The sequence below is a fragment of the Gammaproteobacteria bacterium genome (assembly GCA_035546635.1).
Classification (GTDB): Bacteria; Pseudomonadota; Gammaproteobacteria; order JAURND01; family JAURND01; genus DASZWJ01.
Map to the genome: position 1 here is coordinate 1 of DASZWJ010000003.1, position 14,704 is coordinate 14,704.

Below are 14,704 nucleotides of genomic sequence, written 5' to 3' on the forward strand. Positions count from 1 at the left end.
CGACACAGGTGGACAAGTTGAGAATACTAAGGCGCTTGAGAGAACTCGGGTGAAGGAACTAGGCAAAATGGTACCGTAACTTCGGGAGAAGGTACGCCCTTTTACTTGTAGTGCGCACGCATGAGGGGTAGAAGGGCCGCAGAGACCAGGTGGCTGCGACTGTTTATTAAAAACACAGCACTCTGCAAATTCGTAAGAAGACGTATAGGGTGTGACGCCTGCCCGGTGCCGGAAGGTTAATTGATGGGGTTATCTTGCTAAGGTAAGAGAAGCTCTTGATCGAAGCCCCGGTAAACGGCGGCCGTAACTATAACGGTCCTAAGGTAGCGAAATTCCTTGTCGGGTAAGTTCCGACCTGCACGAATGGCGTAACGATAGCCATACTGTCTCCACCCGAGACTCAGTGAAATTGAAATCGCTGTGAAGATGCAGTGTACCCGCGGCTAGACGGAAAGACCCCGTGCACCTTTACTACAACTTTACACTGAGCTTTGAATATTCTTGTGTAGGATAGGTGGGAGGCTTTGAAACCGAGACGCTAGTTTCGGTGGAGCCAACCTTGAAATACCACCCTGGAATGTTTGAGGTTCTAACCTAGGCCCGTGATCCGGGTCGGGGACAGTGTATGGTGGGTAGTTTGACTGGGGCGGTCTCCTCCCAAAGAGTAACGGAGGAGTACGAAGGTACTCTCAGCGCGGTCGGAAATCGCGCAATGTGTGCAAAGGCATAAGAGTGCTTGACTGCGAGACTGACGGGTCGAGCAGGTACGAAAGTAGGTCTTAGTGATCCGGTGGTTCTGTATGGAAGGGCCATCGCTCAACGGATAAAAGGTACGCCGGGGATAACAGGCTGATACCGCCCAAGAGTTCATATCGACGGCGGTGTTTGGCACCTCGATGTCGACTCATCACATCCTGGGGCTGTAGCCGGTCCCAAGGGTATGGCTGTTCGCCATTTAAAGTGGTACGTGAGTTGGGTTTAGAACGTCGTGAGACAGTTCGGTTCCTATCTACCGTGGGCGTTAGAAATTTGAGAGGAGCTGCTCCTAGTACGAGAGGACCGGAGTGGACGAACCTCTGGTGTTCCGGTTGTCACGCCAGTGGCACTGCCGGGTAGCTATGTTCGGACGGGATAACTGCTGAAAGCATCTAAGCAGGAAGCCCCCCTCAAGATGAGATTTCTCTGGACCCGTTGAGGTCCCTAAAGATCCGTTGGAGACTACAACGTTGATAGGCAGGGTGTGGAAGCGTAGTAATACGTGTAGCTAACCTGTACTAATTGATCGTGAGGCTTGACTATATAACACCAAAGTAGTTTTAACCTTATTTACTGAATATTAGTTTATATGAAAAACGTTTTAGGTGAAGTTAAGCATAATATTTTAACAATTCAATTCTACATCATTTAAATTGTATTTTCGTGCCATTTAAGCAAGTCTTTTAGATATGCACTTGCTTAGTTGACACATGTTTTTAGCAGATATTTTTTCTGCTTACCGTCTTCCTGGCGGCCATAGCGAGCGGGTACCACCTGATCCCATTCCGAACTCAGAAGTGAAAACGCTCAGCGCCGATGATAGTGTGGGGTCTCCCCATGCGAAAGTAGGACACTGCCAGGTTTTTTTAAATATAAATCTCGCAGCAATCTGCGAGATTTATTTCTTTTTCAAATATTTTTCCTACATATTTATCCTATTCAATAAGCTTTTGTACAGAGTTTAATTATGTTTTGCCGCTAAAATTTTCTGACAAAAATTCGCAGCTTCAAATGGGTTATCAACCAGATATAAGAATTCTTTACCCAAACCTTTAAAAAATACTTTACTGTATTCATTATCAGTTAATAAGATAACTGATTTTTTTGCCTTCAATGCAAGTGCAACTTCCGATGCTGTTCCTAAACCCATTCCACAAGCAATGATAACATCACTGGATAAGACATTTATATTATTGCGCGCACTACCCATGCCTGACAAAATAGCGATATCTACCGCAGATGAAGTATCATTCTGTTCGTCACCTGGAAGAATCCCTACAGTCAAACCTTGGCAGGATTTAGCGCCTCGACTTGCTGCTTCCATAATGCCTTCATTGCGGCCGCCGGTTAATAAAATCCAACCATGCTGGGCAATTAAACGTCCTAGTTCGAATGCGCGGGTTAAATCCTCTGCTGTTGCAGTGGCGCCGGGCCCCATTACACCGATCAAGCGTTTCCTCATACCCAGAATTCCTGTATAAAATTAACACAGTTTTTGATTGACATTTTCCCACTTTCCGGTTAGTCTTCAACGTTCAAATTTAATTAACTTTGATGCTTTTCAGATAATTCATTTGAACTCCCCGCGTTAAAAGGATTTTCTAAAAAATAATTACCTGAAAGGCTATAAATGTAGCGCGAGGATTTCTAATGGGAAAAATTTGGGCGCCAGCTGATAAAGTATTATCAGAAATTGGCCGGTTTGTATTAATTAGGCCTATAGTTTCTGCTATTTTATTATTAACAGCAATTATTATTACACTGCTGAGTAATGGTGCCTTCAATTTATCCACATCAACACCGCGTCTCAAACAAGTTAATATTCCGCACATCGACTCTGTTGCTGATCCCTTAATTGCTGGAAAAAAAGTGAGTTCTTTGATCTCAAAAGCAACTCAAGAGAACTACGTTACATCAAATCAAACTACATCTGTAACTACTCCAGTTGTCATTCCTGCTGAAGTTTCAACCCCCACGCCCGCTACTGCGGCTTTAACCGCGTCAGCTAAAAACACCCTCCCCTCATCTCCAGTTATTTCCACAGCAACAACTACTGCAACAGCTTCCGCACAGTTAACTATTCCAACCAACGCCACCTGGCAGGCATTTAGGGTTCACCACGGAGATAATTTAGCACGTGTTTTCAAAAAATATAAGATTAGCCCCAAAGACACGGCCACTTTAGCTGCATTATCATCAGCCAAACCATTACAGCATCTAAAGCCTGGTAAAGAAATGCTGTTAATCATTGATGATAAACACAAACTGCAAAAGCTCACTTATGCAGCTGGTGATGAGGAAGAATTAGTCTTAATTCGTACGGCTTCAGGATTTCAATTAGAGCAACCACAATTAGCAGTAGCTAATACAGAAATTAGTAAGACTATAAATGATTCTGTAGTTGATTCGTCAGCTCCGCCCGTCACGAAACAACCTGTGAAAGAGCTCAACAATGAAAACGCTTCCCTGGCTTACGCATCTGGCGAAGTACATAAGTCCTTAGCTGCTGATGCCCGTAAAGCCGGATTATCAACCAAAGCAGCCAATCAATTAGTACAGATTTTTGGACGAAAAGTGCAGCGAGGCGATAAATTCAATGTACTTTATGAAGAGGGCTCTGCGGCCAATAAAGCGCACAGCAATAATGTGGTATTAGCACAATTGACTCACGCTGGAAAATTGCTGCAAATGATACGTTTCACTGACCCAAAGGGAAACACAAATTACTACGCTCCTAATGGTGAAAGTCAAAGTGCCGGGCTCTTGCGAGCACCTGTGCAATATAAGCGCATCAGTTCTGGCTTTTCGCAAAGTCGCTTCCATCCATTATTACATTTTTTCCGTCCCCATCTAGGTGTTGATTATGCTGCTCCCACCGGTACGCCCATTAAAGCAGCTGGTAATGGTGTTATTGCAGAGATAGAAAGAACTGGCGGTTATGGTAAAGAGATAGTCATCAAGCACGATAGTAAATATTCAACCCTCTATGCGCATATGTCCAATTTTGCCAGTAATTTGCATATAGGTTCAGTCGTGCAGCAAGGTCAAGTGATAGGCTATGTCGGCAGTACTGGTTTAGCTACAGGTCCGCATCTGCACTATGAAATTCATGTCAATAATGTTGCCATGAATCCCTTAACTGTGAGCTTGCCGGAAGAAACAGTTCCTTCCTCCTACCGTAATCAATTTTCTGCTCAAGTCAGGACTTTAATGGCGCGACTAAAACTAGATCAGTCAGTGCGCCTGGCAGAGAAGAATGATCCGATTAAAAGATCTTAATATTTCAACATCTTATAATTAATTCCCAAGTAACTATTCACCACAGGATTGAAACGGCCATATTTTCCCAACCTCACCCCTAAAAATTTAGGAAAAATGCTCACATGCTCTGTGTATGCTGCGCTTTTTCCTAAATTTTTAGGGGCGACCTTGGAAAAATCTGACCGTTTTGTGCTACTTCCAGCAATGTGCTGAATAGTTACAAAATCTCAATTGTAAAATGTGAAGGGGATCAATTTATGGTTTCAGACACCCAATGACCCAAAGAACACCCACCAAGCACAGGGTACTCAAAAGATACAATCACTGTGACTTGATTATCAGCTCAATAACACGAATCAATCAGCCCTGAATCATTCAACTTATGTGATTGACGCTTAGGCATTCTTTCACTATTAAGATGGCGTAACACCAGAGATTCAATCAAGTCTATTTCTGCTTGAGTTGGATAATGGTTGTTGACTTCTTCGAGTATCTGAATGGCTAGATAATTCGCATATTGCGATTTTTTCATGAGCGCAGGTTGGGGGGCTTTTTTGATTGCAATCTTGTAATAGAAAGCAAATTCACGTTGTAATAATTTTAGCATACATAATTCCTTATTCCTTGTTTGCTTTAAAAATAATCCGAAGTTTCCGAAGTTCCTATCGACCTGTTGTCAGTAATTCCAACAACCGGAACAAAGTGTTTCCATACGAATAAGCTTGATAGTTTTGAGATGTTATTCCTATTTGCGTAGGAACTCACAATCTGTGAACTTAAGCCTCACATCCTTTGTGAGTTAGTACCCTGAGGACTTATACTGACGAGACTAGAAATAGTTTCTAGCTTTTGGCCTTTTAGGAGCCGATTATCGATATTTCGGTTAGGGGCGTAGCACCTTGTTTAGTAAAAAAGTGCGGGCTTTCCTGAAGAAAATCAATTTTATTCTTATACATATAATACGCCGGACTCTCAGTGAGTTGACAAAAATTTTATCATTCTTGAAGCATTCGCCAGGTGAATTATTCTCTACATTGACTGAAGAATAAAAATTGACAGACATCATATTGTAATTCCTATTTCAAATAGATAGTATCCGTATTTTATTACTTACGTATAAAAATACTGACTACAATCACTTTATGTAATCAATGCCGGTCATTAAATCTTGATTAGGATGGATGGCCAAGACACAAGGAGTAGTTATGACTAAATTATCAGAAAAAAATGCTAAATTAACTGCTAACTACCTTAACACAGTCATATTGGAACAGAACTATGATATTGTTGATGAGGTATTGATGGCCAATAGTATTAATTCCACTGATTTTGGTGTGGCTATTGGCACTTTTTCCATAAAAAGAGATATCCATGATTGGTTCAGTATTTTTGCTGAGCCGCAAATGCAGTTGATAGATCAAATAGCGACAGACGAGTCTGTCGTTTACCGCTTTATAGAGACGGTAAAACATATAGCCCCATTTAAATCTATTCCAGCCACAGGCAATAGAGTTTCAATGGAATGCTTGGTCATGTTTAGGGCTAATGGTGAAAAAATAACGAATTATCACCTATCTTCTAATCTGGAACATGTGGTTCGTCAATTAGTTGATGAGCAGAAAGTAGATATTGCTGAAATATTGCAACAACCGATTATCCAAAGAAGAAATGATTATTTTTTAGATAAAGTGTTAGAACAGCTCCAATGCAGTGGTATTCATTTAACCATTCAACAATTACGTTGTTTAAGTCTATGGTTTTCAGGCAGAACCAGCAGAGAAATTGCCATCATTCTCAATATTTCACATCGTACGGCAGAGGCACATTTGGGTATCGTTAAAGATAAACTTGAGTGTAAAAGAAAAAAGGAAATTTTTGAAGTATTAGAGCGACATGGATTGTTACATATTATGCAGGAGTGCAGTAACCTACTATTAAATGGTAGATGATCGCCATAGGTATCAATTGAGTGCGAAATTTAAACAAATTTATAGCGATGGTTTGCGAATCGGACTTAGAAGCACGGCACTTATATGCTGAGCAGCTGGCTAATCAATTATCAATACCCAAAGTGGTTAGCATCAACACAGAATATATTTACTACCTTGTCGTGACGGAGCAACAGCTAGAATTGCGGCAGGCATCAGGCAGAAATAAACCCCTATATGTCGATTTTTCCAGTCCAGCCTTAAATTATCGTCGCAAAGCTGGAGGCGGTAAAAAACAATTATTAGCAAAAGCTGTCGGGATAAAAGGCTCCTACCGACCCGAAATCCTAGATGCGACGGCTGGCTTAGGCACTGATGGTTTTATTCTTGCGTGTTTAGGTTGTAAAGTACATTGGCTGGAACGTTCAAAAGTAGTTGCTGCGCTATTACAAGATGGTTTCATGCGTTTTCTACAGCAACATAAAGAGGCACAATTAGAATTAAAGTTGACCGTCACTGATGCAATTTCTTATTTCAACGCCCAACCATCATCAGAAACGCCGGATGTCATTTATTTAGACCCCATGTTTCCTGAACGCAATAAAGCGGCCTTAGGCAAACAGGCTATGCGTATATTGCAGCAAGTGGCAGGTGCAGATGAAGATGCGCCTTTACTCCTTCAAACCGCATTGCAGCATGCCAAAAACCGCGTGGTCGTTAAGCGTCCACGTTTGGCGCCAATGATCGCTGGTCGCAAACCTGATATAGTGTTTACCGGAAAAAGTAGTCGTTTTGATGTATATACTCGAAGCTTTAAGACTAACCTATAAGACTCTATCCAAATATGCTAATCATTCTCGACCGTGACGGTGTTATTAACGAAGATTCAGAAGATTATATTAAATCTGCAGCCGAATGGATTCCTATTCCAGGAAGTCTTGAGGCTATTGCTGCGCTGAATCAGGCGGGACATACTGTCGTTATTGCCACTAATCAGTCAGGAATTGGGCGTGGACTTTATACTGAACAGGATTTGCAACAGATCCATGATAAAATGCGGCTGGCACTTGCGAAAGTAGGTGGACATATCGACGGTATTTTTTATTGCCCACATCATCCTGATGAAAATTGTGATTGTCGCAAACCCAGGCCGGGATTACTCTTACAAATCGCTAAACTTTTCCATACCGATTTTCAAGATGCCATCTTTATTGGCGATGCGGAACGCGATATAGCCAGTGCTAAAGCCGTTCATTGCAAGGCGATTTTGGTTAAAACCGGTAAAGGTGCGCGTACCTTAGCAAATAGCAAAAAGTGGCACGATGTATTGGTATACGACAACCTAGCAGCCGCTGTCGCTTCTCAACAGGAGTGGCTGGAAAAGCCGTGACACCCTAACTGTCATTTTAAAAGGAAGACCATGAACCAGAAAAAAATTCAGATCATCATTTTCGGTAGTTTACTTACCCTGTGTAGCCACAGTGCAATGGCATGCAAGATGACTGCCATGGGCGGATCCGCACAGACCATCACGGCGGTTGTAAACCATGTGGCGGAAGATCCACAGCAACAGGATCGTACAATTAAACGGATAACCCAAGAAAATTCTTCCAACTGGACATATATCGTAGAAACAATACAAGGCGAAAATGATTGCCGCGCAGTGAGTTATCAAGCAGTGATTGACCCCAGTTGTCAGATAAAGGTTGAGTCGGTTGCCGGAAATTTTTCGTGCAATACTCATTCGTAGTTATGATCGTGTATTAATTAGAACCTGATAAATCCTAATTCTTGCTCTAAAATATCGCTAACTATTTTTTGATTCTACGACACACTGGCTTATTTAAAATATATTTTCGAGATGATTATGGCAGAGCAGAAATTAACTAATGTAATACGCAAAAAAATAAACAAAAATGTCAAATGCCCCCAAAGTGTATTACTACTTGAAGAAAAAATATCATTGAAAGAAAAAACTGATCAAATACAAGAGAAAGCTGCGAAGTTAAATAAAAACAAGCTTTTATCTGCAACGGAGTCTTATTTTTACCCTGCTTTGTTTGGATTTGTAGCTTGTTAAGATGATGATTTTTCGTTCATTTAACGCTAAAACTAGTATGTAATTCTAAAGGGATATCCACTATTGTGAGAGTAGCTACTTGCGCCATAGGCGGTCCTGTGCGAAGTTTTTCTGCAAATGCAGTGAGTTGGTTTGCGGTCCCAAAGGCTTTTGCTTCCACTTGACCTTCAGGAAGGTTGCGCACCCAGCCGGTCAAACCCAGGTTGGTGGCTTGTTGTTTGGTAAAAGCGCGGAAATAGACACCTTGCACTCGGCCGCTGATAATAAAATGTTGTCCAATGACAGCAGTCACTTTAACTCCATAGCGGTTAATAAAGAGGCTTTGGTTTGGGGGCCATATAAGGTTTGCGTTAATTTGCCTTGTGGTGAAATCAGAAAAGTCACAGGTAGGGTGGGGATATCTTTAATGCCAAATTTCTCAGTGGGAAATTGGCTTAATAAAGGGAATTTCAATTGTAAAGGCTGGGCAAACTGCTGAATTTCTGTATTAGGTAAATGATCGAAGCTAATTCCCAACACCACTAATTTATCTTGATGCGCAGCATATAGTGCATTCAGTTCAGGTAATTCCGTCAAACACGGTTTACACCAAGTAGCCCAGTAATTAACGACCAGCCATTTACCGCGATAATCAGAAAAACTGATGGCCTTGCCTTGGCTGTCTACAGCATCGGGCTGTTTATTGCAGGCGCTGGCAAAACAAGCCAGGATCAGTATGATGGTTAAAAATAGTTTTTTCACTTTTCCAAAGCCGCCATCAAAGTTTGTGTATCTTTAGCAATTTTGTTTGGGTCATGCGGTGTAGTGAATACACCATAGAATTGTCCTTGTGGATTAATAATTAAAATCGTACCACTGTGGTCAATACTGTAATGTTCGTCGGTATTGGCCTGTGGTGGCGCTACTTTCATATACAGCACATTGAGCTCACGTGTCAGTTGATCCAAGGTGGATTGTGAACCTGTGGCACCGAGAAAACTTGGATTAAAGCTGCTCAAATACTTGGCGATGGTTTGACTATCGTCTTGTTCGGGATCAACAGAAATGAATACCACTTGTGGCATAGTTTTAGGATTAGTGCTCGCTAGTTGTTTATAGGCTTGATTTAAAACAGATAGTGTCGTGGGACATAAATCTGGGCAGTTAGTAAAGCCAAAAAATAATAAGCTCCAATGCCCTTTAAAGTTATCTAATGTAAAAGGATGATCGTTATCATCGGTCAAATTGAAGGGTGTCAGCGCACGCGGTTGTTGGAACACGGTAGCGCTAACGAGCTGAGTGTCAGAGTTGTCTTCATGATGACCTAGATTATGATACAGCCATAGACCAAAGAGTAAGGCCAGAATACAGAGGCTGGTGACTAAAAAGCTAAGTTGAGCGCGGGGGCTTGAATTTGACATAGAGTTACATACCTATAGGAATAAAATGATCCATTAATAACACCACAAATAATAACATCAAATAAACAATAGAATAACGAAATGTACGCATGGCTACTTTGGGGTCATCGGTATATTTCAGTTTCAGAGCCCAGTATAAAAACCGTGCCCCCAGTAGCACCGCACCAATTAAATAAATTAAACCACTCATAGCCACTACAAAAGGTAGCAATGAAATGGCAAATAGCAAACAAGTATAAAGCAAAATATTGAGTTTAGTGAAAGCGATGCCATGCGTTACCGGCAACATGGGAATATGCGCTTTGGTATATTCTTCAACGCGATAAATGGCTAGCGCCCAGAAGTGTGGCGGCGTCCACACGAAAATAATCAGGACCAGTAACAAACCGCCGTAATCCAGATGGCCGGTCACAGCAGTCCATCCCAGGAGTGGGGGAGCAGCTCCAGCAAGGCCGCCAATGACAATATTCTGCGGAGTGGCGCGTTTTAAAAACACCGTGTAAATCAGGGCATAACCCACGAGGCTTAAAAATGTGAGGATTGCCGTCAAGGTATTCACCAGCACTAGCAATACCGTTAATCCGGTAATGGCCAATACGGCTGCAAACAGAATTGCCATAGCAGGCGGTACCTTGCCTGCGGGCAATGGCCGGCCTTGCGTACGACGCATGACGGCATCAATATGTCGATCTGCCAGATGATTAATCACGGCGCCGGCACTGGCAGTCAAGCCGATACCAAGGTTGCCAAAAAGCAGAATTTGCCAGGCTACAAGACCAGGTGATGCTAAGACCATGCCCACAATCGTCGTAATCAGCATCAACATGACGACCCTGGGCTTGCATAATTCGTAATAGGCACGCCAGGGTACTTGTTGCGGATCGGGTACAGAAGTCGTCATGTTCATGATTTTGCGCGACAAAACAGCCGGTAAATTAAAGTAACCATGGTTAAAAGTAACAGGCAAGCGACACCATTATGTGCGACAGCAATCTGAATGGGTAATAACAATTCTACATTTGCTACGCCCAAGGCAAACTGCAGTGCGAGTACTCCGAGTAATACCCAACCTAAGCCACGTAATTTTTTTTCTGCTTTGGAAAAAATCAAACACAGTGCCAAAATACCTAGGTAAACCGCGGTCACAAAAGCCCCATAGCGGTGCATCATCTGGATAGTCACACGTGCGGTGGAGTCTAAAACACCCCCCTCATAGTTTATCCCAATGGGATGAAACAGGCTGAAGGCCTCATGAAAATTCATGGGTGGAAATAAATTGCCGTGACAGAAGGGAAAATTTAAACAGGCCAATGCCGCATAGTTAGTGCTAGTCCAAGCACCTAAAAATAATTGCCCAATCAAGATGAGTAGACCTAGCACTGCCCAGAATTTATATCCTGATGCAGGCTTGGCTTCACTTTGCTGGGTTTTGGTGGCTAAGGTCAAAGACCATAGCAGTGCTGTGATCGCCAGGCCGCCTAGTAAATGTGAACTCACCACTAAAGGTTGCACTAGCCAGGTGACCGTCCACATGCCTAAAACAGCTTGAAAAATTACCAACAGCAATAAAATAATCGGGATGGCTATGGGCTGTTCCGGGTGTTTGCGTTTACGCATTAGACCCCAAAAGGTCAAAATAACAATCAATATTCCCAAAGTGCCAGCAAAATAACGGTGAATCATTTCTTTCCAGGCTTTAGCAGGCTCCACTATTTGTTGATAAGTTTGTTGAGCTTGGGCAATTGCTGTTGTGCTCTTAGGAACGGTTAAGTGACCATAACAGCCTGGCCAGTCAGGGCAGCCAAGTCCCGCATCCGCAAGGCGTGTATAAGCGCCCAGCATCACCACAATCAATGCCAGTAGGGTGGCAATACCGGCAAGTAAGGCATATCCTGAAAATTTTTGATTCATGTTGTTATCCAATATTTGAAATTTTTAATAGTCGCATCAGATCTTTATAGATCCCCATGGGATCAGTATTAGGGGGGTACCACATTAATACATTTCCCAGTGGGTCGATAAGATAAATACCCCCTTCTTGTAACGCAAGCTTTTCATTGGGGGTTTTGTGAATAAACTGCGCAAAGGTGTCGAAAGTGGTAACCCAATGTAAAGTTCCAGTGAATTCGCTATTTAACAGGTGTTGTAATTGGGTATCTGTTGGCTGATTGGAGAAAGTCAGCACACCACGCTGCACTCGCTCGCTGTATTTTCCAGTAGCGGTACGGATTTGCCGTAGATAATACAAGCCTTTAGCACAAATCTCATGACAGGCGCCAGGGCTAACATAAAGCATCAACCAACGACCTTTCCATTGGTCGGGAGAGATAGGTTGAGATTGGGTATCACGAAGATCCAGCTTAGATAAATCTAGTGGAGGCTGTAATAACTGACCGTGATTGGTGGTGCCTTGGCCTAACTGGTCATTTTCTGTTGAGAAGTACCAAGCCAGTAATAATGGGATGGCGAAGAGGAGGAGTAAAATTAATAAGATCCAGAGGGGGTTTTTACTTTTAACAGGGTGTTTTGAAGAATGTGTCATAAGTCGCTGTAAATGAGTTGGAAATTAAAAGGATTTATTGGGACTGAGCTGTCATCCTTCGCTTACGCTCAGCATGACCTATCCGATGCACACATCTCATTTAAGACTCAAGGAGAAGGTTCGTCGTCCCTGCATCCTGACGGGACGACGAGCCTAAAATGAATGTGTGTCTCGGATAGCAGCATGACAGCTATTTAGTTTTTCTAAAATTAAGCGCGACAAAAATAATAATCAGCACACCGGCAAATGTAAACCACTGTACCGCATAACCCACGTGTTTTTGGGCGGGGGAGCTGATAGCTTGCCAGTTACGGACAAAGCCATTATTTTCATCTGCGTTTAAAAGAACTACCCAGGGGTAAACTGGTTGGTGCAATGCATTTGTAATCGCGGGGAAATCTAAATTTTGTAACCTGAGCGGCCATTGCCCAACGGTTTCTATAGATTTTCCTAGAGTAAACGGCTTACCAGGAGAAATATAAATCACCCCGCGGACTGTCTGAGGTCCGGGCACGCTAGTTAAAACTGGAAGCTGGCGACGATCCTGGCCTCCTGGAATCCAACCACGGTTAATTAATACGGCTTTTTTTTCATTTGCGACGATCATCGGTGTAATGACCTCATATCCTACACGATGCTCATGGATTTTGTTATCCAATAAAATGGAGTGGGCGTTATCATAATACCCACTGACGATAATGGGATAATAGCGTAGATCGGTATTTGTCGGTAGCTGATGCAAAGGCAGGGGCGCTGCTTGGGCACGGCTTTGGTAGAGTTGTGTGAGTTGGTTTTTTTCTGCGGCACGTCGCAATTGCCAGCAGCCAAGGAGAATAAACAAGGCTAGCAGAACCACCGTCGCTAAAGTTAATGACCAGCGTGGTTTGAAGTGGTAGTCTCTTAAAAAATTTCGAAACCAGTGCGTTTCGGGAAATGAAGTCATTTTTTTAATCGCATGATGGAGAGAGTGTTTGTGTATGCCAAAATAATCATTAGTTTATTGTTGCTTATTATAATCTATTGTTTGGGAAGTGCTATGTACTTCATGTTATCCGGCAAAGGTCGTCCTGGATCAATGGCCAAAGCGTTAACCTGGCGTGTTATATTGTCGCTGTGCGTGTTTTTGCTATTGATGGCGGGGTTTTATTTAGGATGGCTTTCACCGCATAGTATGTAAACTATTTGCCACAGGACTGAAACGGCCATATTTTCCCAACCTCGCCCCTAAAAATTTAGGAAAAATGCTCACATACTCTGTGTATGCTGCGCTTTTTCCTAAATTTTTAGGGACGATCTTGGAGAAATCTGACCGTTTTGTGCTATTTCCGGCAATGTGCTGAATAGTTACATTTTAGTCCTTACCAGAATGTCCAAAACCACCTTCGCCGCGTTCGGTAGCGGCGAATTCTGTCACGACTTCAAATCCTGCACGTAAAATTGGAATGACTACCAGCTGGGCAATACGCTCCCCAGGCTGGATGGTATAAGGAACGGTACTGCGATTCCAGCAAGATATTTGCAGTGCACCTTGATAGTCTGAATCGATTAATCCCACTAAATTACCCAAAACTAAACCATGTTTATGGCCTAATCCTGAGCGCGGCAAAATCACGGCAGCCATATGCGGATCGGCAATGTGTATGGCAAGTCCTGTGGGTATTAACACGGTTTCATTGGGAGTGATGGTATAGGCCTGATCCAAACAAGCACGCAAATCTAAACCGGCTGCGCCGGGGGTTGCATATGCCGGTAAAGGAAATTCTGTGCCAATGCGTGGATCTAGGATTTTTAGTTGGATGTTTTTTAGCATGGTTTTAGAAACTCATTTTGAAATTCTGCCTCAAAGCTATAACTGTCATCCTTCGCTTACGCTCAGGATGACAGCTGAGAGAAAAGAGAATTTTTACTGTATTGCCAATACGCATGATGATAGTAAACTTTTAGCCTTTACTAAGCAATTGTCACCATGCCTCATCCTGGATATCAAAATGGCAATAACTGATTGGCCAATTACTGAACGACCCCGTGAAAAACTTCTGACCTTAGGCGCCAATGCGCTCTCAGATGCAGAGTTACTGGCTATTTTTTTGCGAACCGGCGTTGGTGGTAAAACCGCAGTTGATCTAGCGCGTGAACTGCTCAAAGAGTTTAATGGCTTGCGCCATTTGTTAGAAGCGACACAAAGTCGGTTTTGTGAAACCCGTGGTTTAGGCGCAGCGAAATACGCGCAACTGCAAGCCATATTAGAGTTAAACCGCAGGCACTTGCAAGAAAGATTACAAAATACTGACACACTCTCCAGTACCTTACTCACTAAACACTATCTGATATCACGCTTACGTCATCATAAACGCGAAGTGTTTGCCTGTATATTTTTGAATACCTGCCATCATATGTTAGGTTTTGAAGAGCTGTTCTGGGGGACGATTGATTGCGCAAATGTTTATCCGCGCGAAGTCGTGAAGCGTGCTTTGCATTATAATGCCGCAGCAGTCATATTGGCGCATAATCATCCTTCTGGAGTAGCAGTACCCAGTGCAGCAGATAAAAAAGTGACCAGTGAATTAAGCAAAGCTTTGCAATTAGTCGATGTGCGGGTGTTGGATCATATGGTCGTTGGTGATGAACAAGTGGCGTCGTTTGCAGAATTAGGATTAATGCGTAATTAGGGTTAATATCTATTTTTCCTCTTTTCAAAGGGGTGAGCAGCTACTTCTTTAAGTCTGTTTGTTGGAGT

General features: G+C 42.8%; 18 protein-coding genes and 2 rRNA genes. 10 read left to right on the forward strand and 10 right to left on the reverse strand.

Annotation, left to right across the window (positions count from 1 at the left end):
* Both VHE99_00055 and rrf read left to right on the forward strand, forming a co-directional pair.
* Nucleotides 1-1,299 (forward strand): 23S ribosomal RNA (locus VHE99_00055); the annotation flags it as partial.
* Nucleotides 1,300-1,502: 203 nt separating this feature from the next.
* Nucleotides 1,503-1,618 (forward strand): 5S ribosomal RNA (gene rrf, locus VHE99_00060).
* A gap of 99 nt (nt 1,619-1,717) precedes the next feature.
* Here rrf and VHE99_00065 read toward each other — a convergent pair.
* The gene (locus tag VHE99_00065; GenBank protein ID HVV67424.1) at nt 1,718-2,218 is read right to left on the reverse strand and encodes a TIGR00725 family protein; all 501 of its coding nucleotides are present in this window, start codon (nt 2,216-2,218) and stop codon (nt 1,718-1,720) included.
* A 188-nt stretch (nt 2,219-2,406) separates the two neighbouring features.
* Between VHE99_00065 and VHE99_00070 the strand changes: the two genes are divergently transcribed.
* The gene (locus VHE99_00070; GenBank protein ID HVV67425.1) at nt 2,407-4,035 is read left to right on the forward strand and encodes a peptidoglycan DD-metalloendopeptidase family protein; all 1,629 of its coding nucleotides are present in this window, start codon (nt 2,407-2,409) and stop codon (nt 4,033-4,035) included.
* A 325-nt stretch (nt 4,036-4,360) separates the two neighbouring features.
* Here the strand turns inward: VHE99_00070 and VHE99_00075 are convergent, their stop codons facing one another.
* On the reverse strand, nt 4,361-4,624 hold the full coding sequence (locus VHE99_00075; GenBank protein HVV67426.1) for a hypothetical protein: 264 nt from the start codon (nt 4,622-4,624) through the stop codon (nt 4,361-4,363).
* Nucleotides 4,625-5,222: 598 nt separating this feature from the next.
* Here VHE99_00075 and VHE99_00080 point away from each other — a divergent pair.
* From VHE99_00080 to VHE99_00100, 5 genes are all read left to right on the forward strand, one after another.
* Nucleotides 5,223-5,966 (forward strand): ester cyclase, encoded by a 744-nt coding sequence (locus tag VHE99_00080; GenBank protein ID HVV67427.1) that lies wholly within the window; start codon nt 5,223-5,225, stop codon nt 5,964-5,966.
* Between the two features lie 20 nt (nt 5,967-5,986).
* Nucleotides 5,987-6,775, forward strand: coding sequence for a class I SAM-dependent methyltransferase (locus VHE99_00085; protein ID HVV67428.1), 789 nt, complete (start codon nt 5,987-5,989; stop codon nt 6,773-6,775).
* A 14-nt stretch (nt 6,776-6,789) separates the two neighbouring features.
* Complete coding sequence (gmhB, locus tag VHE99_00090; protein ID HVV67429.1) at nt 6,790-7,335, forward strand: D-glycero-beta-D-manno-heptose 1,7-bisphosphate 7-phosphatase; 546 nt, start codon at nt 6,790-6,792, stop codon at nt 7,333-7,335.
* 30 nt (nt 7,336-7,365) lie between these two features.
* Nucleotides 7,366-7,695, forward strand: a complete 330-nt coding sequence (locus VHE99_00095; protein ID HVV67430.1) for a hypothetical protein — start codon at nt 7,366-7,368, stop codon at nt 7,693-7,695.
* A gap of 117 nt (nt 7,696-7,812) precedes the next feature.
* Nucleotides 7,813-8,025, forward strand: coding sequence for a hypothetical protein (locus tag VHE99_00100; GenBank protein HVV67431.1), 213 nt, complete (start codon nt 7,813-7,815; stop codon nt 8,023-8,025).
* Nucleotides 8,026-8,041: 16 nt separating this feature from the next.
* Here VHE99_00100 and VHE99_00105 read toward each other — a convergent pair whose 3' ends face one another.
* From VHE99_00105 to VHE99_00135, 7 genes are all read right to left on the reverse strand, one after another.
* Nucleotides 8,042-8,317 carry an acylphosphatase gene (locus VHE99_00105; GenBank protein HVV67432.1) on the reverse strand — a complete coding sequence of 92 codons (276 nt, stop codon included), beginning with the start codon at nt 8,315-8,317 and terminating at the stop codon, nt 8,042-8,044.
* Nucleotides 8,314-8,766 carry a TlpA disulfide reductase family protein gene (locus VHE99_00110; protein ID HVV67433.1) on the reverse strand — a complete coding sequence of 151 codons (453 nt, stop codon included), beginning with the start codon at nt 8,764-8,766 and terminating at the stop codon, nt 8,314-8,316. The genes VHE99_00105 and VHE99_00110 overlap by 4 nt, the downstream gene beginning before the upstream one ends.
* Nucleotides 8,763-9,425, reverse strand: a complete 663-nt coding sequence (locus VHE99_00115) for an SCO family protein (GenBank protein ID HVV67434.1) — start codon at nt 9,423-9,425, stop codon at nt 8,763-8,765. The genes VHE99_00110 and VHE99_00115 overlap by 4 nt, the downstream gene beginning before the upstream one ends.
* A gap of 4 nt (nt 9,426-9,429) precedes the next feature.
* Complete coding sequence (gene cyoE, locus VHE99_00120; protein HVV67435.1) at nt 9,430-10,326, reverse strand: heme o synthase; 897 nt, start codon at nt 10,324-10,326, stop codon at nt 9,430-9,432.
* A gap of 2 nt (nt 10,327-10,328) precedes the next feature.
* The gene (locus tag VHE99_00125) at nt 10,329-11,336 is read right to left on the reverse strand and encodes a COX15/CtaA family protein (protein HVV67436.1); all 1,008 of its coding nucleotides are present in this window, start codon (nt 11,334-11,336) and stop codon (nt 10,329-10,331) included.
* A gap of 4 nt (nt 11,337-11,340) precedes the next feature.
* Entirely contained in the window at nt 11,341-11,967 is a 627-nt protein-coding gene (locus tag VHE99_00130) for a hypothetical protein (protein HVV67437.1), read from the reverse strand.
* A 190-nt stretch (nt 11,968-12,157) separates the two neighbouring features.
* Nucleotides 12,158-12,910 (reverse strand): SURF1 family protein, encoded by a 753-nt coding sequence (locus VHE99_00135; GenBank protein ID HVV67438.1) that lies wholly within the window; start codon nt 12,908-12,910, stop codon nt 12,158-12,160.
* Nucleotides 12,911-12,925: 15 nt separating this feature from the next.
* Here VHE99_00135 and VHE99_00140 point away from each other — a divergent pair, with 15 nt between their 5' ends.
* A complete protein-coding gene (locus tag VHE99_00140) occupies nt 12,926-13,144 on the forward strand; it encodes a twin transmembrane helix small protein (GenBank protein HVV67439.1) in 219 nt (72 codons plus the stop codon).
* Between the two features lie 174 nt (nt 13,145-13,318).
* Here the strand turns inward: VHE99_00140 and dut are convergent, their stop codons facing one another.
* Nucleotides 13,319-13,777 (reverse strand): dUTP diphosphatase, encoded by a 459-nt coding sequence (gene dut / locus VHE99_00145; protein ID HVV67440.1) that lies wholly within the window; start codon nt 13,775-13,777, stop codon nt 13,319-13,321.
* Nucleotides 13,778-13,955: 178 nt separating this feature from the next.
* Here dut and radC point away from each other — a divergent pair, with 178 nt between their 5' ends.
* Nucleotides 13,956-14,636 carry a DNA repair protein RadC gene (gene radC / locus VHE99_00150; protein ID HVV67441.1) on the forward strand — a complete coding sequence of 227 codons (681 nt, stop codon included), beginning with the start codon at nt 13,956-13,958 and terminating at the stop codon, nt 14,634-14,636.
* Nucleotides 14,637-14,704 lie beyond the last annotated feature (68 nt).